Genomic DNA, 23,494 nt, shown 5'->3' with positions numbered 1-23,494 from the left:
TATTTCCATTGTGCCCTACGGTTGGTATTTTACGTGCTTTTGAAATCGTGTATCCTATGCGCAGTACATATCGTGTGAAATGACCGGCATACGAGGTGGCTGGTCGAACAAGGAAAGGGTACACGATGGCACAGGATTACGATACCCCGCGCGACAAGGACGAAGACGAGGAATCCCTGCAGGAGCTTGGCAAAAACGGCCAGGATTCCGGGGCTGACCTTGACGACGACGAGAACGCCATCGCCGAGGACTACGAGCTGCCTGGCGCCGACCTGAGCAATGAGGACTCTTCGGTGACCGTCATCCCCATGCAGGGCGATGAATTCATCTGCTCCAACTGCTTCCTGGTCAAGCACCGGAGCCAGCTGGCCTACACCACCCCCGACGGCAAGCCCGTCTGCAAGGAGTGCGCCGCCTGATGGCCTATGACGAGTCCTACAACGAGCCTGAAACGGTCGAGGTCCTGTTCCAGTCCCTGGATGGGGCCGAGGTGCCGGAATACGCCATGCCCGGCGATGCGGGGGCCGATCTGCGAGCCAGTGTGGCTGTGGATCTGGCCCCCTTCCAGCGGGCCTTGGTGCCCACGGGAGTGGCACTGGCCCTGCCCAACGGCTACGTCGGCCTGGTTCATCCACGCTCGGGGCTGGCGGTCAAAATGGGGGTGACCGTGCTCAACGCGCCCGGGACCATTGATGCCGGCTACCGGGGCGAAATCAAGGTGCCGCTGATCAACCTGGATCCGCATGAGTCGGTCCACTTCGAGCCCGGGGAGCGCATCGCACAGCTGGTCATCCAGCGCTACGTGCAGGCCCGTTTCGTGTCTGCCGAACGCCTGCCCGGCTCGGTGCGTTCGGATGGCGGATTCGGCTCGACCGGCCGCTGAGGCACCCTTCGGACACGGGCGGCCTGAATGGGCCAGACGCAAGTGTAGGATTGGTGCATTATATCAGGACATTGGAGGCTTGAATGGTCACTCAGGAGGGCAGCGTCTGTAGCAATGATGTCGGCGATCAGGCCCCTTCCGGCCTGTCCTCCAGAGCCTTGGGCTGCGAGGTCAGCGACGACCCGCTCAACCCCCTGATGCCCATCTGGGAGATTTGCTCCGCTCATCATCCCGATGAAGATCTGTCCATGCTTCAGCGCGCCTATGACCGGGCCGTGGTTCAGCATGCCGACCAGAGGCGCAAGTCCGGCGAGCCCTACATCATCCATCCACTGGCTGTGGCCCAGATTCTGGCAGACCTGGGCATGGGGCCCACAGTGGTTTCGGCCGGTCTGTTGCACGACACCGTGGAGGACACCGACTACACCCTGGAGCAGTGCAGGGACGAGTTCGGCGACACGGTGGCCGGTCTGGTGGACGGGGTCACCAAAATATCCAAGATGGACTACGGCGATTCGGCTCAGGCCGAGACCATCCGCAAGATGATCGTGGCCATGAGCCGGGATGTGCGCGTTCTGGTGGTCAAGCTGGCCGACCGGGTCCACAACGCACGCACCTGGCGCTATGTCAAGGCTTCATCGGCACAGCGCAAGGCCCGCGAGACCCTGGATGTCTATGCGCCCCTTGCCAACCGGCTGGGTATGAACGCCATCAAGACCGAGCTGGAAGAGCTCAGCTTCAAGACCCTCTATCCCAAGATCTACAACGAGATCGTGGTCCTGGTCTCCCGCAGGGCCGGCCAGCGCGAGGTCTACCTGAAGCAGATCCTGGACGAGATTCACGAGGATCTGGACGCCCAGGGCATCAAGGCCCAGGTGACGGGTCGGCCCAAAGACTACTTCAGCATCTACCAGAAGATGATTGTGCGCGGGCACGATTTCGCCAACATCTACGACCTGGTCGGCGTGCGCATCATCGTGGACACCATCCGCGACTGCTATGCGGCCCTGGGCGCCGTCCATGCCCGCTGGAGCCCGGTGCCGGGGCGGTTCAAGGACTACATAGCCATGCCCAAGACCAACCGCTACCAGTCCCTGCACACCACGGTGGTGGGTCCGGGCGGCAAGCCGGTGGAGATTCAGATCCGCACCTGGCAGATGCACCGTCGCGCCGAGTTCGGCATCGCCGCCCACTGGAAGTACAAGGAGAATGGTTCCGCTGGCCGCGAGCTCTCCCAGCCTGACAAGTCCGATGTCAAGCGTGAGCGCCAGGAGGGGGAGCTGAGCCAGGAGGACAACCTGACCTGGATCCAGCAGCTGGCCGACTGGACCAGCGAGACCCCGGACTCCAATGAATTCCTGGGCTCCTTGAAGGACGATCTGGGCTCGGCCGAGGTCTACGTGTTCACGCCCAAGGGCAAGATCATCTCCCTGCCCGCCGATTCCACGCCGGTAGACTTCGCCTATGCCGTCCACACCGAGGTCGGCCACAGAACCATGGGTGCGCGTGTCAACGGCCGTCTGGTCCCCCTGGATACCAAGCTGCGCAACGGGGACACGGTTGAGATTCTGACCAGCAAGTCGGATACCGATGGGCCCTCGCGCGACTGGCTCAGCTTTGCCAAGAGCCCCCGTGCCCGCAGCAAGATCCGTCAGTGGTTCAGTAAGGAGCGCCGTTCGGAGACCATCGAGGAGGGCAAGGACGAGCTGATCCGCGCCATGCGCAAGCGGAACCTGCCCGTGGCCACCCTGCTGACTCCCGAAGCCATGGTGGGGGCCGCCGACGAGCTCAACTATCCCAATGAGAATGCCGTCTACGCCGCCATCGGCGACGGACAGGTCTCCACCCAGAACGTGATCTCCCGGCTGGTCCATGACGCAGGCCGGTCAGCCCTTGAGGACGAGGTGGAGCAGGAGGCCATTCCCCTGCAACGGGTCGCCAAGTCCAGTCGGCCGGAGACCTCCCAGGGGATCTCGGTCAAGGGTGTGGACGATGTCTGGGTCAAGCTGGCACGCTGCTGCACCCCAGTGCCGGGAGACCCCATCACCGGATTCATCACACGCAACCAGGGTGTCTCGGTCCACCGGTCCGACTGCCAGAACCTCTTGGACCTGCGCAAGAAGCAGCCCGAACGGATCATCGAGGTCTCCTGGACGGGCAAGCAGGGCACCTTCATGGTCCAGATTCAGGTGGAGGCCCTGGACCGGCCCCATCTGCTCTCGGACATCACCCAGGTGCTGTCCGACCATGGCGTCAATATCCTGTCGGGCAGCCAGTCCACAGGCCGGGACCGGGTGGCGGTCAGCCAGTTCGTCTTCGAGATGGGCGACCCCCAGCATCTGAACACCCTCCTGTCGGCTGTCAGGAAGATTGACGGGGTCTTCGATGCCTACCGGCTGACCGGAGCCAAGGGTTCGGCCAGCCCCCATATGCGGGCCATCTGACCTTCCCCTGCAGCCAACCACAGCTATATACTGCTTTCCTCTACACTCTTGCGACAGCATCCTTGGTAGCTCGGAAATTTGTCTGGCCAAAGTCCGAAAGATGGTTATCAACGGAGGTTACAGAAGGACCCCCGGTGGTCAATGACCAGGCCGGGGGTCCTAGCGGAAACGGCTGTGGTCAGCGCACGGCGTTCATCCACTGCTCCTTGGTGGCCTTCTCGGCCTCCAGCTCCTGCTTCTTGGCCGGATCCTGCTCGGCGGCGATGCGACGATCCAGATCCTCAAGCTGGGCGGCCAGCTGCTGCTCGAAGCTGGAAACTCGGGCATCGGCCTCTGGGTCGGACTGGTTCCAAGCCGCATCCTCCACGGCCTTGATCTGCCGGTCGACGGCATCCATCCTGCCCTCGATCCTGCGCACGTCGTCACGGGGGACGAAACCGATGGCGTCCCATTCCTCCTGGATCTTGGCCAGTTCCTGCCGGGCCTGTTTGGCGGCCTTGGTGTCCTTGACGGGTAGCAGGGCCTCGGCCTTGGCCACCAGGGCCTCCTTCTTGGTCAGGTTCTCGCGCTCGTTGACGGAGGTCTTGTCACGGTCGGCCTGACGGGCGTTGAAGAAGACATCCGCGGCCTGACGGAACCGAGCCCAGAGGGCATCGTCATCCTGACGGCCCGCCCGTCCGGCCTGCTTCCAACGGTCCATGAGCTCGTTGAACTGGCGGGAGGTGGGTCCCCAGTCGGTGGAGTCCTTGATCTGGTCGGCCTCAGCGATGATCTCCTCCTTGATCCGCTTGGTCTCGGACCGCTGGGCGTCACGCTGCTGGGCCCACTTGCGGCGGGCCTGGTTGAAGGTGGTGCGGGCGGAGGAGAAGCGCTTCCAGAGCGCGTCCGCGTCGGCCTTGTCGATGCGGATGGTGGTGCGCTGGTGGTGCTGCCACTGCTCGAAAAGTGAACCGAACTTGTCCGCTGTGGAACGCCAGTTGGTGGAGTCGCCCAGGGAGGCGGCCAGTCCCTCGGCCTTCTCCACGATGGCGGTCCGCTCCTTGATGGCCTTGGCCATGGCGTCCTTGCGGGCCTGCGCCAGCTCGGCCTTACGGGCCTGGCCCTGTTCGGCCAGCTGGTCCAGCTGCGTGCGCAGGGCGGCCAAGTCGCCGACGGCCTCGGGCTGGCTGGTCTCCTCCTTGAGCGAGGCTATGGACTCGTCGATTTCGTGGGCCTTGATCTTGGGGCTGCGCAGCCGGGATGCGAAGAGGTTGAGCTTCTCCTTGAGGTCCAGGTATCGGCGGGCGTAGAGGTTCAGGGCCTCCTTGGCATCGGCGTTGGGGAACTGACCCACCTGGCGCTCCTGGTCGCCCTCGCGGACGAAGACGTTGCCCTGCTCGTCCACCCGGCCGAAGGATTCAGCCTTGTCGATCTCCTCCTGGCTGTATGTGGGGGCGGCTGGAGCGGCTTTGACGTGAGGGGCCTTGTGGGCCAGAGCAGCAGGGGAGGGAACCGCCTTGGGCTTGGGTGCAGCAGGCGCTTCGGCAGTTGCAGGCTTCGTCTCAGCCGGAACCGGTGCGCTCTGGGTCGCCGCATCCTCAGTAGAAGCGGTCTGTCCGGCTTCGGGCGTCGTCGCAGCGGCGACCTGGCCCTCCGCGTCCGCGGTGTGCTCCTCCTGCGGTGTCGAGGTGTTCTCGGGTGTGATGGCGGTGTTGTCGGCCATGGCCAGCTCCTTAGGCTTGTGTGTTGGAGAGATCGCAAAATATGGCAATACCATTTTCCTTGACCTCCTATAGTATAGGTTCTTATGGCAAAAGGCACATCTCTATCCGGTTTCCCTGAATGGCTTCCTTCACAAAGAGTGGTGGAGCAGCGCATCATTGACACGCTTCGCAAGGTCTTTGAATTGAACGGCTACATCGGCATTGAGACCAGGGCTGTGGAAGAGGGCTCCAGCCTGCTCAAGAAGGGGGAGACCAGCAAGGAGATCTACCTGCTCTCCCGACTGCAGGACCTGGGTCAGGAGAAGGATGTACCGGTGGAGCGCAGGCTGGGCCTGCATTTTGATCTGACCGTGCCGCTGAGCCGCTATGTGGTGGAGAATAGCAACGACTTGACCTTCCCCTTCAAGCGCTGGCAGATTCAGAAGGTCTGGCGGGGGGAGCGCCCCCAGGAGGGACGGTTCAGGGAGTTCGTCCAGGCCGATATTGATGTGATCGGCAACGGGGAACTGCCCGACCACTACGAGGTCGAGGTGCCCCTGGTCATGCTGAGCGCCCTGGAGGAGCTGCGGGCCTTCGGACTGCCCAAGCCCACCGTGCACGCCAACAACCGCAAGCTCTCCGAGGGATTCTACCGGGGTTTGGGTTTGGAGGATGTCGAGGGCGTTCTGCGCGAGATCGACAAGCTGGACAAGATCGGCCCTGACGAAGTGGCCAACCTGTTGGTCAGTGAGTGCGGCGCCAACCAGGACCAGGCCAGGGCCTGCCTGGATCTGGCCGAGCTGACCGCCGATGATGGCAAGCAGCTGCGCCAGCGGTTCGATGCCCTGGTCGACAAGGTCGGCATCGACAAGCAGTCTCCTTCTTATTCTCTGGCCATTGAGGGGCTGGAGACGCTGGCTATGATCATCGACGAGGCAGCCCGCATCCGGCCGGGCTCGGTCATCGCCGATCTGAAGATCGCCCGTGGTCTGGACTACTACACCGGTTCGGTCTACGAGACCTTCCTGGAGGGGGCGCAGTCCCTGGGTTCCATCTGCTCCGGCGGTCGTTACGACAACCTGGCCAGCCAGGGCAACCGCACCTACCCGGGTGTGGGGCTGTCCATCGGGCTTTCACGGCTGCTCTCCTACCTGCTGGCCCAGGGGGTCCAGGCCTCCCGTGTCTCCCCGGCTGCGGTCATGGTCGCTGTCTGGGACGAGGAGGATCGCACCGCCAGCAACCACATCGCCCAGGACCTGAGGGCCAGGGGGATCGCTGCCGATGTGGCTCCCACCGCAGCCAAGATCGGCAAGCAGATTCGCTATGCCGACCACCTGGGCATCCCCTATGTCTGGTTCCCGGCCAAGGAGGGCCAGCAGGAGGGCGACCAGGTCAAGAACATCATTACCGGCGAACAGGTTCCGGCTGACCTGGTGTCGTGGACGCCGGATAGCCTGTATGCCCGGCAGAGTGTGGAATACCAGGTCTGACGCAGGGGCAGGCCGAGCATTATGGAGGTACAGGAAAGCATGGGCCAGTCGGCTTACAGAACGAGCTACGCCACGGATGTCACGCAGGATATGGTCGGTCGCCAGGTGACGGTGGCCGGATGGGTGGATCGCCGCCGGGATCACGGAGGCGTGGCCTTCATTGATTTGCGTGACCGCTCCGGTCTGGTCCAGATTGTCATCTACGACGAGGAAGAGGCCCGCCCCCTGCGCAGCGAGTACGTGATTCAGGTCACCGGCAAGGTTCGCGAACGGCCCGAGGGCAATGACAACGAGCATCTGTCCACCGGGCACATCGAGATCGTGGCCGACAAGATCGAGGTGCTGGCCAAGTCGGCAGCCCTGCCCTTCCAGGTGTCCACTGCCCTGGAGAACGAAGCCGAGAACAAGCTGCCCGGCGAGGATGTGCGGCTGCGCTACCGTTATCTGGACCTGCGTCGCCCCTCCATGCAGCACAACATCCGTCTGAGGGCCGCCATGAATCGGGCCGCCCGTGCCGCCCTGGACAAGATGGACTTCTGCGAGATCGAGACACCGACCCTGATCAAGTCCACCCCCGAGGGTGCCCGCGACTTCCTGGTGCCGGCCCGCCTGGTGCCTGGGTCCTGGTATGCCCTGCCGCAGTCCCCCCAGCTGCTCAAGCAGCTGCTGATGGTGGGCGGCTTCGAGCGTTACTACCAGATCGCCCGCTGCTACCGCGACGAGGACTTCCGTGCCGACAGGCAGCCCGAGTTCACCCAGCTGGACATCGAGATGAGCTTCGCCTCCCAGGAGGATGTCATGGCCATGGCCGAGCAGGTCATCGCCGAGGTCTGGAAGGCTGCGGGATTCGAGGTCAGCCTGCCCATCCCCAGGATCAGCTGGCAGGAGGCCATGGACAAGTACGGCTCCGACAAGCCCGACCTGCGCTTCGGCAACCCCATCGTCGAGCTGACCGAGTACTTCAAGGACACCCCCTTCCGGGTCTTCCAGGCCCCCTACGTGGGTGCCGTGGTCTACCAAGGCGCGGCCAACCTGCCCCGCCGGCAGTTCGATGCCTGGCAGGAGTGGGCCCGCCAGCGGGGTGCCAAGGGTCTGGCATACGTCCAGTTCACCGGCGACGGCACCCTCAAGGGACCCGTGGCCAAGAACCTGTCCGATGCCGAGCGCCAGGGCCTCAAGGAGGCCGTGGGTGCCTCGGACGGGGATGCCGTCTTCTTCGCAGCCGGACCCCGCGAGGCCTCGCAGACCCTGCTGGGTGCGGCCCGTGTGGAGATAGCCCGCCGCCAGGGGCTGCTCAAACCCGACGAATTCGCCCTGACCTGGGTGGTGGACTTCCCCCTCTTCAAGCCCACCGACGACCCGGATGACGACGATGTGGCCGTGGGCCATTCCAAGTGGACCTCCATGCACCACCCCTTCACCATGCCCTCGGCCGACTGGATCGACCGCTTCGACAAGGATCCCGAGCACGCCATGAGCGACTCCTACGACATCGTCTGCAACGGCGAGGAGATGGGCGGCGGCTCGGTGCGTATCCACCGTGACGACATCCAGGACCGGATCTTCAAGGTGCTGGGCATCGGCCCCGAGGAGGCCCAGGAGAAGTTCGGCTTCCTGCTGGATGCCTTCAAGTACGGCGCTCCGCCCCACGCGGGCATCGCCTTCGGCTGGGACAGGACCGCACAGATTTTGACGGGGGCGGACTCCATCCGCGATGTCATCGCCTTCCCCAAGTCCGGCGGCGGCCAGGATCCCATGACCGGAGCCCCGGCTCCCATCTCCGACCAGCAACGCGCCGAGACCGGTGTGGATTGGGAGCCGGATCAGGAGGATGCCGACTGAGCGCATTCCGTCACTGAGGGACGAGAGACCACAAGGGCTGGAATCCTGCGGGGTTCCGGCCTTTATTGTTTGTGCCCTCTGATGTGCTGCAGACCGGCCGGCCGGGGGGTTGGCCATTGCATCCGCTTTCCAGGAGAACCGTTTCTATGGCCGTTCCGCAACAAAGGATGAGTAAACTGCCCAATATGAGCGAAACAACCAAACATCCGTCGGAGCGGATTCTGCCGGAGAAACCGGCCTCGGATCGCCCCGTCAAGGACAAGTCCGGGCCGCTGGTCGAACTGGCCCACGTCGAGAAGCATTTTGGCAGCCTGCACGTCCTCAAGGACATCAACCTGCAGGTCGACACCGGTGAGGTGCTGGTGGTGGTCGGACCCTCCGGCTCGGGCAAGTCCACCATGTGCCGGACCATCAATCGTTTGGAGTCCATCGACTCGGGTGTCATCAGGATCGAGGGGGAGCCCCTGCCCCAGGAGGGACGCGACCTTGCTCGACTCAGGGCCGAGGTGGGCATGGTCTTCCAGTCCTTCAACCTGTTCGCCAACAAGACCATCCTGGAGAACATGACCCTGGCGCCCATCAAGGTGCGCCACATGCCCAAGAAGGATGCCGAGGACCTGGCCATGGACCTCCTGGCCCGGGTGGGCGTGGAATCCCAGGCCTCCAAGATGCCGTCCCAGCTCTCAGGCGGCCAGCAGCAGCGTGTGGCCATCGCCCGAGCCTTGGCCATGCAGCCCAAGGTCATGCTCTTCGACGAGCCCACATCAGCCCTGGACCCGGAGATGGTCAACGAGGTGCTGGATGTCATGATCGAGCTGGCCCAGGAGGGCATGACCATGATCTGCGTGACCCATGAGATGGGCTTTGCCCGTCAGGCCGCCGATCATATCGTCTTCATGGCCGATGGGCGCATCCTGGAGAAGGACAACCCCGACGACTTCTTCGACCACCCCCAGACCCAGCGGGCCGCCGACTTCCTGTCCAAGATTCTGACACACTGAAGCAGGAGGGAAGCATATCCGCATGAATGCAAGCATGCATGGCATGGGCCGGCCGCTGAAACGGCTGGTCAGGAATCTGACCGCAATCCTGTGCGCTCTGGGTTGCCTGGTCTCCCTGGCGGCCTGCGGCTCCGACAAGGAGGCAGGCAAGATCCGGGTGGGCATCAAGTTCGACCAGCCCGGCCTGGGCTTCAAGAAGGCCGGGACCTATGTGGGCTTCGACGTGGACGTGGCCACATACATCGCCGGCAAGCTGGGCTACAGCGCCGACGACATCGTCTGGAAGGAGGCCCCCTCCAAACAGCGTGAGGCCATGCTCCAGAACGGCGACGTGGACATGATCCTGGCCTCATACTCAATAACTGACGAGCGCAAGCGGGCAGTCTCCTTCGCCGGACCCTACATCGTGGCCGGCCAGGACCTGCTGGTGCGCAAGGAGGACCATCATATCCGAGGCCCCGAGGACCTCAACGGCAAGCGGCTGTGCTCGGTGACCGGATCAACCTCGGCCGTCACCGTCAAGAAACGGTTCGCCAAGGAGGTCCAGCTGATGGAGCAGCCGGGCTACGCCGAATGCGCCACCGCCCTTTTCTCCGGCATCGTCGATGCGGTCACCACTGATGACATCATCCTGGCAGGTCTGGCCTCCGCCTCCCGTGGAAGGTTGCGGCTGGTGGGCAAGCCCTTCACCCAGGAGTATTACGGCGTGGGCATCAAGAAGGGCAATACCGAGCTGGCCCACAAGATCAACGCGGCCCTGGCCGACATGGAGGCCAACGGCTCCTGGCAGCGGGCACTGGAGAACAACACCCGGGGCACCCACTACAAACCCGACCCGCGCTACAACCCGCCCAAGCCCGTGGAAGGGGAGTGAGATGTCAACCATCATCGAACTGTTTTCCGACTACGACATTCCGGCGGCCTTCTGGGTCAACATCCAGCTGACCCTCTGGTCGGCCCTCTTCTCGCTGATCCTGGGAATCATCCTGGTCATCATGCGCATCTCGCCCATCTCCTCCCTGCGGGCCGTCGGTCGGGGGTACGTGGAGTTCTTCCAGAACATGCCTTTGACCATCATCATGGTCTTCATGGTCCTGGGGGCCTTTGCTCAGCTCAAGATCAGCTTCTCGCCGGAATTCTCCGTCAACTTCTTCTGGCTGGCGGTGACGGGCCTGTCCCTGTATACGGCGGCCTTCGTCTGCGAGTCCCTGCGCTCTGGCATCAACACGGTGCCTCTGGGCCAGGCCGAGGCGGCCCGTGCCCTGGGGTTGAGCTTCTTCCAGTCGGCCTCGCAGATCATTCTGCCCCAGGCCTTCCGTGGGTCGGTGGCGCCCTTGGGCAACACCTTCATCGCCCTGCTGAAGAACTCCACCGTGGCTGCAGCGGCCTCCGTGGCCTCGGAGAGCTCCTCCCTGATGAGCGAGATGATCGAGTTCCACGCCAACGCCATCGTGGCCATCTTCCTGATCTTCGCCCTGGGCTACGTGATCCTGGTGCTGCCCATTGGGGCGCTGACCACGTACCTGTCCAACAAGCTGGCAGTGAGGAGGTGAGCGGCCATGGCACAGGACAATGAGAGCTCGCTGCTCTTCGATCAGCCCGGTCCCAAGGGCCGGCGCACCATACGAATCGTCAACTGGATAGCCGCTGTCGTCTTCGCCATAGTGGTCATCCTGGTGCTGATGCGACTGCACAACCCCCCGGACGGTGAGAACCAGCTGAGCTGGGAGCTCTGGCGCCCGGCCCTGGACTATGAAGCCTGGTCGGACTTCTACCTGCCCGGGCTGTGGCTGACCATCAAGGCATCTGTGGTTGCTGTGATCGGCTCGGTCGTCTTTGGGTTCATCTTCGGCATAGGCCGTCTGTTGCCCAACGGGCTGGTCAGGGCGGTCTCAGGCGTCATCGTGGAGTTCTGCCGGGCCGTCCCGGTGCTGATGATGATGATCTTCTTCTGGCGCTGGTTCGCCTTTGCCGGAGTCAGTCAGGCCTCCTACTGGGCCGTCGTGCTGGGCCTGATCCTCTACAACGGCTCCGTGGTGGCCGAGCTGATACGTTCGGGCGTGGGCAACCTGCCCAACGGCCAGCGCGAGGCCTCCCTGGCCCTGGGACTGACCAGGACCCAATCGCTGATGCAGATCGAGGTTCCCCAGGCCGTCTACGCCATGTTGCCGGCGGCCGTGACCCAGCTGGTCGTGGTCCTCAAGGACACGGCCCTGGGCTCCATCATCATGTACACGGATCTGCTGCAGGAGTCCCGTCGTCTGGGCTCCATGTACTTCAACATCCTGCAGACCCTGGTGGTGGCCTCGGTGGTCTACTTCTTCGTCTGCTTCCTGCTGTCCCACTTCGCCCGCTGGCTGCCCAAGAAGATGCAGGAGCGCACCGCCGCCCCCGCCGACTTCGTGGAGCCGGCTGCGCCCGTGGCCATCATGGATCCCTCCAATGTCAACCAGATAGCCGTGGCCAAGGAGGTGGACGAGGACCGGTACGGCGGCGCGCCATTGCAGTACCACGCCCACCATCGTGGATCCAACGCCTCCATCCAACACTGGAGGAAGACCCGCTACATCCAGGGCTATGACCGGACCCAGCCCGACACGCTGGTCGATCCGCACAAGGCGAGCCTGGAGATTCCGGACTTCCTCAAGCCCGGCCGTGGCAGCCGCTCCGCTGGCGATCAGAAGGCCGAGGGCAAGACCAGGAAGGATAAGAAAGGCGGCAGCGACAAAGACGGCAAGAACAGGAGCTGACAAAGATCTCCCGGTTGCTTTGTTGCCTGGTCGCTTGTCCGTTTTATGGACTTAGGCGTCAGGTGACGGAGCCGGCCTCCGGCCGGACTTGTGTGCCTGGCCGGATAGACTGGTGGACATGGTCCAAGAACATGCTGATTCCTCAACCGCCTCAACCGACCGGCCTCCCTCCCTGGGCGACTTGGTCCCCGAGGCGGGAGGCCCCCGCAACCTGACCGAGGATCAGATTTACGACCGCTTCTTCTCTTGGGTGGCTTCCCGGGGCATCACCCCCTGGCCGCACCAGGAGGAGGCTGTCCTCTCCCTGGTTTCAGGCGACCATGTGATCCTGTCGACCCCGACCGGTTCGGGCAAGTCCATGGTGGCCCTGGCCATGCATTTCATCGCCCTGTGCACAGGGCGGCGCTCCTATTACACGGCTCCCATCAAGGCCCTGGTCTCCGAGAAGTTCTTCGACCTGGTTTCGGTTCTGGGTCGCGACCGTGTTGGCATGATCACCGGCGACACCCACATCAACACGGATGCCCCGGTCATCTGTTGCACGGCCGAGATCCTGGCCAACCAGGCGCTCAGGGAGGGTCGCCATGCCGACATCGGCTGCGTGGCCATGGATGAGTTCCACTATTACGGGGATCCGGACCGCGGCTGGGCCTGGCAGGTGCCCCTGCTGACCCTGCCCGATGTGCAGTTCCTGCTCATGTCGGCCACCCTGGGCGACGTGGATCAGATCGCCCAGGACCTGGAGCGCAAAACCGGGGTGGGTGTGGACATCGTCGCCGACGCCCCACGACCGGTGCCTCTGGACTACCGTTATGTGGACACCCCCTTGCCCAACACCGTGGAGTCCTTGCTGGCCGATGGGGATTCGCCGGTCTACATCGTCCACTTCTCCCAGGATGCCGCCCTGGAGACGGCCCAGGCCCTGTCCAGCACGGGGGTCTCCGACCGGGGCCAGCGGGACCGGATCAAGGAGGCCATGGCCGGCACCCGCTTCACCACGGCCTTCGGCAGGATTCTGCAGCGGCTGCTGCGCACCGGGGTCGGGGTCCACCATGCGGGCATGCTGCCCCGGTACCGGCGTCTGGTGGAGCAGCTGGCCCAGGATGGTCTTCTGCCGGTCATCTGTGGCACGGACACCCTGGGGGTCGGCATCAATGTGCCCATCCACACGGTCCTGCTGACCGGACTGACCAAGTTCGACGGCTACAGGATGCGTCGCCTGCGGGCCCGGGAATTCCACCAGATCGCAGGCAGGGCCGGGCGCATGGGTTTCGATACCAGCGGGCTGGTCGTGGCCGAGGCCCCCGAATACGAGATAGAGAACGCCAGGGCCGTGGCCAAGGCCGGCAACGACCCCAAGAAGCTCAAGCGGATCAAACGCAAGAAGCCCCAGGAGGGGTTCGTCACCTGGGGCAAGGGAACCTTCGACAAACTGATCGAGGCCCGTCCCGAGACCCTGACGCCGCACCTGAAGATCTCCCATGCCATGGTGCTCAACGAGGTCGACCAGGGCGGGGATGCCAGGAGACGGGTCGAGGACCTGATCGAGGACTCCCGTCAGACCCCGCAGCAGAAGGAGCATCTGCAGGACCGGGCCGACGAGATCTTCCAGACCCTGACCGACACGGGGGTCATCGAGACCGAACGGAACCCCGACGGCGGCCTGGACTACTTCACGACCGTGGACCTGCCCGAGGATTTCGCCCTGGACCAGCCCCTCTCGCCCTTCCTGCTGGCCGCCCTGGAGCTGCTGGATCCCGAGGACCCTGACTACGACATGAATCTGCTCTCCATGGTCGAGGCCACCCTGGAGGATCCCCGGCAGATTCTCAAGGCCCAGCAGCGGCAGGCCCGTGACGCGGCCATCCAGCAGATGAAGGAGGATGGCCTGGAGTACGAGGAACGGATGGAACGTCTGCAGGAGGTGACCTGGCCCAAGCCCCTGGAGGAGCTGCTGGGGGAGGCCTTCGACCGCTACCGTCGGGATGTTCCCTGGGCCAACGACTATGAGATCCGCCCCAAGTCCGTTCTGCGGGACATGATCGAGACGGCCTCGGACTTCAACGGCTACATCGCCCGCTACGGAATATCCCGGTCTGAGGGGACCCTGCTGCGATACCTGTCCGATGCCTATCGGGCGCTCAGCAGGACGGTCCCCGAAGAGTTCATGGATGAGCGGCTGGAGGACATCCTGGCCTGGTTGGGACTGATTGTGCGCTCGGTGGACTCCAGCCTGGTGGATGAGTGGGAGGCTGCGGGCAGGGCTGAAAATGGCGAAGTCGCAAGCGGCCTGGATGCTGCCCCGCCCAAGGTGGAGAACCAGGTGGTGACGGACCGGCGGGGACTGACCCTGCTGGTGCGCAACGCCATGTTCCAGCGGGTGGAGCTGGTGGCCGCCGACCGTCCGGAGGCCCTGGCCGACCTGGATGCGGACTGGGGCTATGGCCTGCGGGCCTGGAGCGACGCGCTGGATGACCTCTACGAGGACCATGAGCGGATTCTGACCGATGCCCAGGCCAGGTCCTCGGACTTCTTCAGCCTGGATGACCGTGACGAGCGCCAGGGGCACACCTGGCGGGTCCGGCAGATCTTCGACGATGTGGAGGGGGAGCGCGACTGGGGCATCGCCGGCATCGTGGACCTGGATGCCACCCAGGAGAGCGGTCAGGTGGTCTTCAAGGAATACCGGGTGGGTCCCATCGAGGAGCTGATGGACCTCTAGACCCGGGGCATTACAGGACCTTGGAGAGGAAGGACTGCAGACGAGGGCTCTGCGGATGGCCGAAGATCTGCTCGGGCGTGCCCTCCTCCTCGATGATCCCGGCGTCGGTGAAGATCACCCTGGAGGAGACCTCCCGGGCGAAGGCCATCTCGTGGGTGACCAGAATCATGGTCATGCCGCCCTCTGCCAGGGAGCGGATGACTTCAAGCACGTCGCCCACCATCTCCGGATCCAGGGCCGAGGTGGCCTCGTCGAAGAGCATGATGTCCGGGTGCATGGCCAGTGCGCGGGCGATGGCCACACGCTGCTGCTGCCCGCCTGACAGGTCCGTGGGCCGTGCGTCAGCCTTCTCCTGAAGCCCTACGGTCTCCAGCAGGTCCAGGGCCTGTTGACGTGCATCCTCCTTGGGTGTCTTGTGCAACATGTGGGGGGCCAGCATGATGTTGTCGGCCACGCTCATGTTGGGGAAGAGGTTGAAGTGCTGGAAGACCATGCCCACATGCTCGCGGAGCTTGTCGATGTTGGTCTTCGGGTCGGAGATGTCGATTCCATAGACGCTGATGGTGCCCGAGGTCGGCATCTCCAGGGCGTTGATGCAGCGCAGCAGGGTGGACTTGCCCGCGCCGGAGGGGCCGATGATGGAGATGACCTCGCCCGGCTTGACCTCCATGTCGATCCCCTTGAGGACCTCGGTGTCGCCGTAGCGCTTGTGCAGGTCGCGGATGGATACGGCCATCTGGGACTCTCCCTGGTTGCGGCGACTTTGGTTCTGGCGGATGCGACGGGTCAGTCGTCCGGTGTCCATGTCCGGGTCCTCGAAGTTCATCGATGCAGCCTCCTATCGAGCATATTGGCCATCCAGGTCAGGGCGCTGATGGCGACGAAGTAGATGACGCCCACCATGAACAGGGTTTCGGTCACGCGGAAGTTGGCCGCGTAGATCTGCTGTGCCTGGTAGAGCAGTTCGCCGAAGCCGATGGCCAGCAGCAGGGAGGAATCCTTGAGCATGATGACCAGCTGGTTGATGATGGAGGGCGTGGCGAACCTGACGGCCTGGGGCAGGATGACCCGGCGCAGGGCCATGCGACGTGTCAGGCCCAGACTGCGGGCTCCCTCCATCTGCCCGACGTCCACCGAGTCGATGGCCCCGCGCACGATTTCGACCAGGTAGGCTCCGGAGTTCAGGGACAGTGTCAGCGCGCCGGCCAGCCAGATGCTGATGCGGTGGCCGATCAGCTGGGGGACACCCAGGTAGAAGAAGAAGGCCCAGACCAGAACGGGTGTGCCTCTGAAGACCGCCACGTAGATGCGGGCGATCCAGGACAGGATCCGGTTGGGGCTGATCCTCCACAGTCCCAGGATGACACCGATGGCCAGGGCGATGACGAAGGATATTGCCGTGATGGCCAGGGTGTTGCGCAGGCCCAGCATCAGGGAGGGGAAGGCCTGGCGGACCAGTTCGAAGAATCCGGGCCGTGATGCGGGCGCGCTCTTGCTGGAGTGGCCGCTGCCTACGTAGGAATCGACCAGCTTCTTATAGCTGCCGTCAGCCTTCATCCTGGCCAGACCCTCATTGAAGGCGGCCACGAACTCCTTGTTCTCGCCCTTGCGGACGGCTGCCCCGTAGGAGGCGCCAGGCTCCTTCTTGGTCACGGTCTTCAGCCCGTTGCCCTGGGCGATGCCGTAAGCCAGGACCGGGTAGTCGTCGATGACCGCCTGGGCATTGCCGGACTTGACCATCTCATACATGGTGGAGGACTGGTCCACCGCCTTGACCGTGAAACCGTACTGGGCCGCACGCTGCTTGGCGAAGGCCTCGCCCTCGCTGCCCGTCTTGACGGCCACCACGCTGCCTTGCAGATCCTTGTAGCTGTGGATCTGGTCGTTGTCCTTGGCGATGGCCATCTGCACGCCGGAGTCGAAATAGGGGTCGGTGAAGTCGTAGACCTGCTTGCGCTGGTCGGTGATGGTCATACCGGCTATGACCACATCGGCCTGCTGGGAGTTCAAGGCTTGAAGGGCGGCGTTGAAGCCCAGGGACTGGATCTGCACCGAGAACCCCTCGATGTCGGCGATCTTGCGGATCAGATCCATATCGATGCCGACCAGCTTGCCGGAGGAGTCCCTGAATTCAAAGGGGGCGAAGGTGGTGTCGGTGGCGACACGGAAGGTGCGTCCTTGGACCGCTTGGGCGGCGGGAGAGTCCTCGGCCGCCTGCGCCGGCGTGGCCAGGGGGGCGACGATCAGGGCTGAGAGCCCCAGGACCAGGGCGAGCAGGCCGATGGCCCACCTGCCTGGACCCGATGTCCATCCCTGGCGAACATGCTTGGCGATCACTGGCGATTCTCCTTATTGTTCCGACTGTGCCGGTCCCGGGTTTTTCAGGCGGCAGGCCTTGCTGCCGTCCATGGGCCAACCTGAAGATATATTCAGGCGGATGACCAGTAAACTGTACACACACCGTGTTTCCGGGACCCAACTACGCGCTGGGCGATACGGCCATATAGGTTCCCAGTCTAGCGCGTTCGTCCTGCTGTTTGTGGCAGGCACAGGCCTATGCTGGTGAGGGCGGGGAGCCACAGGGGCCCCGAGGAATGAGGTAGTGCATATGGTTGATGATCTCTTCCAGGCGGCGGATCCCCCCGAGGAGCACACCCTGCCTCTGGCGGTCAGGATGCGGCCCAGGAGCCTGGACGAGGTGGTCGGCCAGGACAAGGTCACGGCTGCTGGAACCCCCTTGGAGCGGCTGGCCCGCTCGGATCCGAACAACCGTCTGACCGCTCCCAGTTCGGTCATTCTTTTCGGTCCTCCCGGGGTGGGCAAGACCACCCTGGCCTATATTGTGGCCCGACAGTCCGGGCGGCATTTCGAGGAGCTTTCGGCCGTCACCTCGGGGGTCAAGGAGGTGCGGCAGGTCCTCGCCCAGGCCCGGGAGCGGCTGGTCAGCCAGGGGCGGGAGACGGTCCTCTTTATCGATGAGGTCCACCGCTTCTCCAAGTCCCAGCAGGATGCCCTGTTGCCCAGCGTGGAGAACCGGGATGTGACGTTTATCGCAGCCACCACGGAGAATCCCAGCTTTTCGGTCATCTCGCCCCTGCTTTCGCGCTCGGTGGTGGTCAAGCTGGAGGCCCTGGACGACCAGGACCTGGCCAAGCTGGTCCGCAGGGCCGTCAAGGACCAGCGTGGGCTCAAGGACCAGGTGCGGCTGGCTCCAGAGGCCCTGGAACAAATTGTGCGCTTTGCCGGAGGTGACGCCCGTCGGGCCCTGACCATTCTGGAGGCTGCGGCCGGGGCGGTTACCGAGGACGGGTCTCGCGCCAAGGGTGCGCGTCGCCCGCTGATCAACGCCAAGGTGGTCTCCTCGGTCATGGACGTGGCCACCGTCCGCTATGACAAGAAGGGCGACGATCACTATGATGTGGCATCGGCCTTCATCAAATCCATGCGGGGGTCCGACGTGGATGCGGCCCTGCACTACCTGGCTCGGATGATCCGGGCCGGCGAGGATCCGCGCTTCATCGCCCGACGCATCATGATCGCCTCCGCCGAGGAGGTGGGCATGGCCTCTCCTGAGGTGCTGGAGATCACGGTCGCGGCTGCCCAGGCCGTGGCCATGGTGGGCATGCCTGAGGCCCGTCTGATTCTGGCCGAGGCGGTGATTGCCGTGGCCACCGCACCCAAGTCCAACGCGTCTTACCTGGCCATCAACCAGGCCCTGGAGGACGTGGACGCCGGGCATATCGGCCAGGTTCCCCTTCATCTACGCAACGCTCCCACCAAGCTGATGAAGGCCTGGGGCAACCACGAGGGCTATCAGTATGCCCACGATGCGCCGGATGCAGTGGCGCCCCAGCAGTACATGCCGGACGAACTGGTCGGACGGCGCTACTATCACCCCAATGATCGGGGCTATGAGCGTCAGCTGGGCCCACGTCTGGAGGCGATCAGGGCCATCCTGGACAGGGCCGTCGGGCCGGAGGGAAACGCCGGGTCTGGGCAATGACCGTCCGGACTCCTATACTGGTCACCCAATAGACGTTGAGTAGCCACACAATGACCGAAACGCCGCAGGGTCCAGGCCTTCCATATTGACGGTCGCCATGCTCCCAGAAGGAGCCTGTCGCCGTCGGCAGGTCTGGCATGGACGCATGGGGCATGCCTGCCTCATGCACGGGCGCGAGGGTGACGATGTCGACAGCGGTCATTGACAATGCAGACATATCCGAACAATCCAAGAATCTCGGCATGGCCGAGGACGACTTGGCGGTCCGCGAGATTACCCGGCGAGTAGATAATGCTCGTGAATCGGCTACTTTTTATAAGATCGTGGCCCTGGTGGCCGCGGGAATGCTCATGGACAGCATCGATGTCTATGTAGGCAGCGCAGTAGCCAGTTCGGCATTGAGCACGGGATGGTCCACGGTCGCCCAGAATTCCCTCTTCCTGTCGGCCGGTTTCCTGGGGCTCCTGGTGGGCTCGCTGCTGGCCGGTTTCATCGGAGACCTGCGGGGGCGCAAGACCGCCTATCAGATCAACCTGCTGCTCTTCGGAGGCTTTACCCTGCTGGGCGCTCTGGCGCCGAACATGGCTGTCCTTTCAGTCTGCCGGCTGGGGGCCGGCCTGGGGCTGGGCGCCGAGATTGTCACCGGATTCTCCATGGTCAACGAATTCGCTCCCATCAGGCACCGCGGCCGCTGGAGCGCCATCGTCTCACTGGTGGCCAACACCGGAGTGCCTCTGGCCATGCTCCTGTGCGCCTGGATCATTCCGCGCTGGTCCTGGCGGCCGCTCTTTGTCGGCATTGGCCTGGCGGCGGCGCTGATCTGGTATCTGCGGCGTGACATCCCCGAGTCCCCTCGCTGGCTGGCCCTGCATGGGCGGATGGACGAGGCCATCCAGGTGGTTGAGCTTCTGGAGGCCGGCAATGGTCGAGGAGGGTCAAGCTCCGATTCTGTCAGCGGTTCCGCACTTGCTGGCAAGGATGAGGGCCTTGAGGCACCCGCCAAGGCATCGGGTAGCGTGGTTCGCGGACTGATTGTGGCCACCGTGGCGGTCTCGGCCACCAACGTCTGCTCCTACGCCTTCACCTCCTGGGTGCCCACCATCCTGCTCAAGCGGGGCATAAATCTGAGCGGATCCCTGTGGATCAGCACCCTGATGATGCTGGGCGCCCCACTGGGCTGCCTGATCGGATCCTTGCTCCTGGACCGGATCGGCCGCAAGCGGATCATCGTCACGGCCTTCCTACTGACGGCGGTCTTCGGCCTGCTCTACGCTGCGCAGACCAGCCAGGTCACGGCCATTCTGGTGGGCATCCTGCTCATGGCCAGCCTCTATGTCCTCATGTCTTCGGTGGTGGCCGTCTACGCCCCCGAGCTCTTCCCGACCACGGTCCGCTTCCGCTGCGTGGGCATCGCCAATGCCGTCGCCAAGCTCTGCAACGTGCTCATGCCAGTGTTGATTGGTGCCATGCTCAGCGTATGGGGGAGCACTTCGATCTTCGTCACCATCAGCCTGGTGGCCCTGGCCTCCATGCTGGTCGTGGGCCTGATGGGCTGGGAGACCTCCGGTCGTTCGGTGGGCTGATAGAGGCCGGTCCAAGGTCGCAAGGAATCTGAAGATCAAGGGGGCTGGCCTGAGCCTGGAGCCGTCCAAGGGCGGCGAAAGGTTCGGCCAGGCCACTTGATCTGTAAGAGATATCAGAGCTGGTTGGCCAGCAGTCGGTTGTAGACGCAGCGCAGTTCGCTCTGGAAGGTCTCGGGGTCAATATCGGGATTCTGCTTGAACAGATCGATCCACCAGTTGTTGACCGACCTGATTCTCCTGCGGGCTATGTCCGCGCCCGGCCTGGTCAGGGCGATGATGTTGACCCGGTGATCGGCGGGGTTCTGTTCACGGCTGACCAGACCCTGGGCCTTCAAAGCCTTGAGATCCCGGGCCAGCAGACTGGGGTCTACGCATAGGTCCCGGGCTATCTGGCGCTGGCTGAGGCCGGGATGGTCATAGAGGTATATAATCAGATCACCCTGGGTGCCTCGTAAGGTGGTTTCGCCTATGTACCGGCTGGCATCGTTGCGTGCATGCCGGTAGATTCCGGCTATACAGCTGCTCAGGTTGTGGTAGTGGCTCTTCTTCAACATCGCTGCTGCCCCCTAGCTGGTAAGGAAGATCAAAGAGTTCGGCGGGCATGATTGACCGCATGGACCCCTTCGGCGCCGTTCCCCTTCCAGGCCTGTTTCCGGCAACTCCCTAGCCTTGGCCCGGCACGGACGACGCATTTTTCATCATATCAATACCGTCGACACCATGGGTATCGTCCACGATCCAGACATGGGCCGGGCAAGCCATGATTTCTGGTGCCGATTCGGCTCGAAGCCTTTCATCGTCGATTGTGCAGGGATTTTCTGCCTACTTCAGGCCTGTGCTCAGGCTTATGGGCTTAAGGGAATTGCCTTGTTGTCCTGCCAAGGTCGCGGACTATCACCGTCATTGCTCCACGGTATGCTAAGATGTTCCCTTTTCGTGACGGGACCTGGAAAGGATTGGCATGCGGGTACTGGACTTCGACGGCACCATCTACGATGGCGAGAGCCTGCTTGACTTCTACCTGTTCACTGTCCGCAAGGATCCGCGGGTGCTGCACTACCTGCCGGTTGCCCTCTTCTATGCCGTTCGCTACCGTCTGGGCCGGGTCACCCTGGAGCAGCTGGATTCGGCCATGCGTCGGGTGGGCTCGCGCTACCTGCGTCGACTGACCTCGCGTCCCGGCTTTGACATGGATCGTCTGGTCAGCCAATTCTGGGATGCCAACATGCACAAGATCATGGATTGGTACACCCCCCAGGCCGACGACGTGGTGGTGACCGCCTCCTTCGATCTGGTGGCGGGGGAGGCCTGCCGACGACTGGGCATCACCCGCTGCATCGGCTCCACCCTGGATTTGGAGTCCCTGACTGTGGGCTACCTCAACTTCGGACCCGACAAGCCCCTGCATTTTCAGCGGATCCTGGGCCGGGAGACGGCCATCGACGCCTTCTACACCGATTCGGCCTTCGACCTGCCCATGATCGATCTTGCCCGGCGGGCCTACCTGGTCGAGCATGGCAGGGTCCGCCGCATCAAATAGGCAGGGCGGTCACCATGGCTTTTATCTACAGCTTTTATCTGCTGGTTCTCGATTCGAAGGGAAAGACCAACCCCCACTGGCGGCGCAGGGAGTCCATGAGCTCCATGATGCGCATGGTGTCCTTGTGGGGCATCTGGGCGCACTCGGTCTTGCCGTCCAGGATGGCCTGTGCGGCGCTGGCCACCTCGTACTCATAACCGGTCAGCTGGTCGGGGATGGGGTAGCTCTTCCTCAATTTATGGTCCCCGTCGTACAGGTCTATGGACTCCACGTTGTTGATATTGATGCACTGCAGGTAACCCTGGTCTCCCCAGATGCTGCCGGTCCGGTCGCTGTCCGAAACCATGGAGCTGGTCGCTTCCCCCACGGATCCATCCTTGTAGAAAATGGCTGTGGAGTTCTGGCTGTCCACGCCCTCCGGGCTACGGACCCAATCCGTGCAGACCCGTTCAATGGGCTTGGGTCCCATGACCATGTCGATGAAGTTGAGAGGGTAGACGCCCACGTCGAGCAGGGCGCCGCCGGCCAGGGCCGGGTCGGTCATCCTGGCCTTGCCCACGGTTACATATCCCAGGTTGGCGGTCACGGTCCTGACGGTGCCGATTGCCCCCGAGGAGATGATGCCGTCGATGATGGAACGCGAGGGCATGTACCTGGTCCAGATGGCCTCGGTGCAGAGCAGGCCGGTGTTCTCGGATGTCTCCATGACCTGCCTGGCCTGATCGGCGTTGGCGGCGAAGGACTTCTCGACCAGCACGTTCTTTCCGGCCTTCATGCAGGCGATGGCCTGCTCGGCGTGGAGGCTGTGAGGCGTGGCGATGTAGACCAGATCCACTTGCGGATCATCCAGGAGCTCCTGGTAGGAGCCATAGGAATGTGCGAACCCATATTTTTCGGCGAAGGCGGCTGCACGTTCCCCGTCCCTGGCGGCCACGGCGTAGGGGGCAATCAGATGGCTGTACTGCGGGTCCTGGGCCATCATGACCACCGTCTTGGCCAGGGCGTTGGCTATCCTTCCGGCACCGAGAATGGCGAAGTTGACCCGCATGCCCTTCTGCTCAGCCTCTTGTCGTTTGCCGTTCAATCTGCTCATCCTTGACTCCTCTGTTCGAATCGCCATCTGCTGTGATGGCCTCATACAATTTCTGCAGGGTTTCCTGGGCGTGGCGGGCATCCAGCTGACACTCCCAGACTGTGAAGACCCGCCAGCCCATGGCTTTCAGCTTTTCCCCCTGCTCCTGATCCCGCAGACGGTTCCTTGTCAGCTTTGTGGTCCAAAACTCCACATTGGATTTGGGAAGGGAGAATTTGGCACAGCCCTGATGCATGTGCCAGAAACAGCCGTTGACGAATACCATGGCCCGCCACTTGGGCAGAACCACATCAGGATGGCCCGGATACCTCTTGTCATTTTTGCGAAAACGCAGACCTCGCGAAAAGAGGTAGGACCGGACCTGGCGTTCTATTGATGTTTCCGTGCCCCTGATCCGGGACATGGTGTAGCTGCGTGTGCCGGGCTGGAATCTGCTGGATGTCTTTTTCGAAACCATCCCC

Annotated in this window: 19 protein-coding genes; 13 read left to right on the top strand and 6 right to left on the bottom strand. The window is 63.3% G+C overall.

Features of this window, described 5'->3' with window-relative positions:
- Positions 1–125: 125 nt before the first annotated feature.
- From H3U89_RS00335 to H3U89_RS00325, 3 genes are all read left to right on the top strand, one after another.
- Positions 126–419, top strand: a complete 294-nt coding sequence (locus H3U89_RS00335; RefSeq protein ID WP_198179239.1) for a DUF4193 domain-containing protein — start codon at positions 126–128, stop codon at positions 417–419.
- Positions 419–883, top strand: coding sequence for a dUTP diphosphatase (gene dut, locus H3U89_RS00330; RefSeq protein ID WP_198179241.1), 465 nt, complete (start codon positions 419–421; stop codon positions 881–883). Before H3U89_RS00335 ends, dut begins: the two co-directional genes overlap by 1 nt.
- Before the next feature lie 83 nt (positions 884–966).
- Entirely contained in the window at positions 967–3,327 is a 2,361-nt protein-coding gene (locus tag H3U89_RS00325) for a RelA/SpoT family protein (RefSeq protein WP_232340549.1), read from the top strand.
- Between the two features lie 178 nt (positions 3,328–3,505).
- Here H3U89_RS00325 and H3U89_RS00320 read toward each other — a convergent pair whose 3' ends face one another.
- On the bottom strand, positions 3,506–5,029 hold the full coding sequence (locus tag H3U89_RS00320) for a DUF349 domain-containing protein (protein ID WP_198179243.1): 1,524 nt from the start codon (positions 5,027–5,029) through the stop codon (positions 3,506–3,508).
- 84 nt (positions 5,030–5,113) lie between these two features.
- Here H3U89_RS00320 and hisS point away from each other — a divergent pair, with 84 nt between their 5' ends.
- From hisS to H3U89_RS00285, 7 genes are all read left to right on the top strand, one after another.
- Positions 5,114–6,499, top strand: coding sequence for a histidine--tRNA ligase (gene hisS, locus H3U89_RS00315; RefSeq protein ID WP_198179245.1), 1,386 nt, complete (start codon positions 5,114–5,116; stop codon positions 6,497–6,499).
- A 39-nt stretch (positions 6,500–6,538) separates the two neighbouring features.
- A complete protein-coding gene (aspS, locus tag H3U89_RS00310) occupies positions 6,539–8,341 on the top strand; it encodes an aspartate--tRNA ligase (RefSeq protein ID WP_198179519.1) in 1,803 nt (600 codons plus the stop codon).
- A 185-nt stretch (positions 8,342–8,526) separates the two neighbouring features.
- Positions 8,527–9,342, top strand: coding sequence for an amino acid ABC transporter ATP-binding protein (locus H3U89_RS00305; RefSeq protein ID WP_269748679.1), 816 nt, complete (start codon positions 8,527–8,529; stop codon positions 9,340–9,342).
- 43 nt (positions 9,343–9,385) lie between these two features.
- Positions 9,386–10,216 carry a glutamate ABC transporter substrate-binding protein gene (locus tag H3U89_RS00300; RefSeq protein ID WP_198177547.1) on the top strand — a complete coding sequence of 277 codons (831 nt, stop codon included), beginning with the start codon at positions 9,386–9,388 and terminating at the stop codon, positions 10,214–10,216.
- Position 10,217: 1 nt separating this feature from the next.
- Positions 10,218–10,895 (top strand): amino acid ABC transporter permease, encoded by a 678-nt coding sequence (locus tag H3U89_RS00295; protein ID WP_024627819.1) that lies wholly within the window; start codon positions 10,218–10,220, stop codon positions 10,893–10,895.
- 6 nt (positions 10,896–10,901) lie between these two features.
- Entirely contained in the window at positions 10,902–12,092 is a 1,191-nt protein-coding gene (locus H3U89_RS00290) for an amino acid ABC transporter permease (protein WP_198179247.1), read from the top strand.
- 118 nt (positions 12,093–12,210) lie between these two features.
- Entirely contained in the window at positions 12,211–14,814 is a 2,604-nt protein-coding gene (locus H3U89_RS00285) for a DEAD/DEAH box helicase (protein ID WP_232345378.1), read from the top strand.
- Positions 14,815–14,824: 10 nt separating this feature from the next.
- On the opposite strand, the gene H3U89_RS00280 is transcribed toward H3U89_RS00285, so the two are convergent.
- The gene (locus tag H3U89_RS00280; RefSeq protein WP_045936082.1) at positions 14,825–15,550 is read right to left on the bottom strand and encodes an amino acid ABC transporter ATP-binding protein; all 726 of its coding nucleotides are present in this window, start codon (positions 15,548–15,550) and stop codon (positions 14,825–14,827) included.
- 86 nt (positions 15,551–15,636) lie between these two features.
- On the bottom strand, positions 15,637–17,151 hold the full coding sequence (locus H3U89_RS00275) for an amino acid ABC transporter substrate-binding protein/permease (RefSeq protein WP_176694642.1): 1,515 nt from the start codon (positions 17,149–17,151) through the stop codon (positions 15,637–15,639).
- A gap of 271 nt (positions 17,152–17,422) precedes the next feature.
- Here H3U89_RS00275 and H3U89_RS00270 point away from each other — a divergent pair, with 271 nt between their 5' ends.
- Both H3U89_RS00270 and H3U89_RS00265 read left to right on the top strand, forming a co-directional pair.
- On the top strand, positions 17,423–18,817 hold the full coding sequence (locus tag H3U89_RS00270) for a replication-associated recombination protein A (RefSeq protein WP_198179249.1): 1,395 nt from the start codon (positions 17,423–17,425) through the stop codon (positions 18,815–18,817).
- Positions 18,818–19,059: 242 nt separating this feature from the next.
- A complete protein-coding gene (locus H3U89_RS00265) occupies positions 19,060–20,400 on the top strand; it encodes an MFS transporter (RefSeq protein WP_232345376.1) in 1,341 nt (446 codons plus the stop codon).
- A gap of 113 nt (positions 20,401–20,513) precedes the next feature.
- Here H3U89_RS00265 and H3U89_RS00260 read toward each other — a convergent pair whose 3' ends face one another.
- Positions 20,514–20,954, bottom strand: coding sequence for a MarR family winged helix-turn-helix transcriptional regulator (locus H3U89_RS00260; RefSeq protein WP_198179253.1), 441 nt, complete (start codon positions 20,952–20,954; stop codon positions 20,514–20,516).
- A 407-nt stretch (positions 20,955–21,361) separates the two neighbouring features.
- Between H3U89_RS00260 and H3U89_RS00255 the strand changes: the two genes are divergently transcribed.
- Entirely contained in the window at positions 21,362–21,940 is a 579-nt protein-coding gene (locus H3U89_RS00255) for a haloacid dehalogenase-like hydrolase (protein WP_198179255.1), read from the top strand.
- A 34-nt stretch (positions 21,941–21,974) separates the two neighbouring features.
- Here the strand turns inward: H3U89_RS00255 and H3U89_RS00250 are convergent, their stop codons facing one another.
- A complete protein-coding gene (locus H3U89_RS00250; RefSeq protein WP_045935275.1) occupies positions 21,975–23,033 on the bottom strand; it encodes a Gfo/Idh/MocA family protein in 1,059 nt (352 codons plus the stop codon).
- The gene (locus H3U89_RS00245) at positions 22,999–23,490 is read right to left on the bottom strand and encodes a very short patch repair endonuclease (RefSeq protein ID WP_198179257.1); all 492 of its coding nucleotides are present in this window, start codon (positions 23,488–23,490) and stop codon (positions 22,999–23,001) included. Before H3U89_RS00245 ends, H3U89_RS00250 begins: the two co-directional genes overlap by 35 nt.
- Positions 23,491–23,494 lie beyond the last annotated feature (4 nt).

The organism is Bifidobacterium sp. W8104 (genome assembly GCF_016100735.1).
Taxonomy (GTDB): domain Bacteria; phylum Actinomycetota; class Actinomycetes; order Actinomycetales; family Bifidobacteriaceae; genus Bombiscardovia; species Bombiscardovia choladohabitans.
The sequence above is the reverse complement of the archived record's forward strand: the minus strand, read 5'-3'. Positions and strand labels throughout refer to the sequence as shown.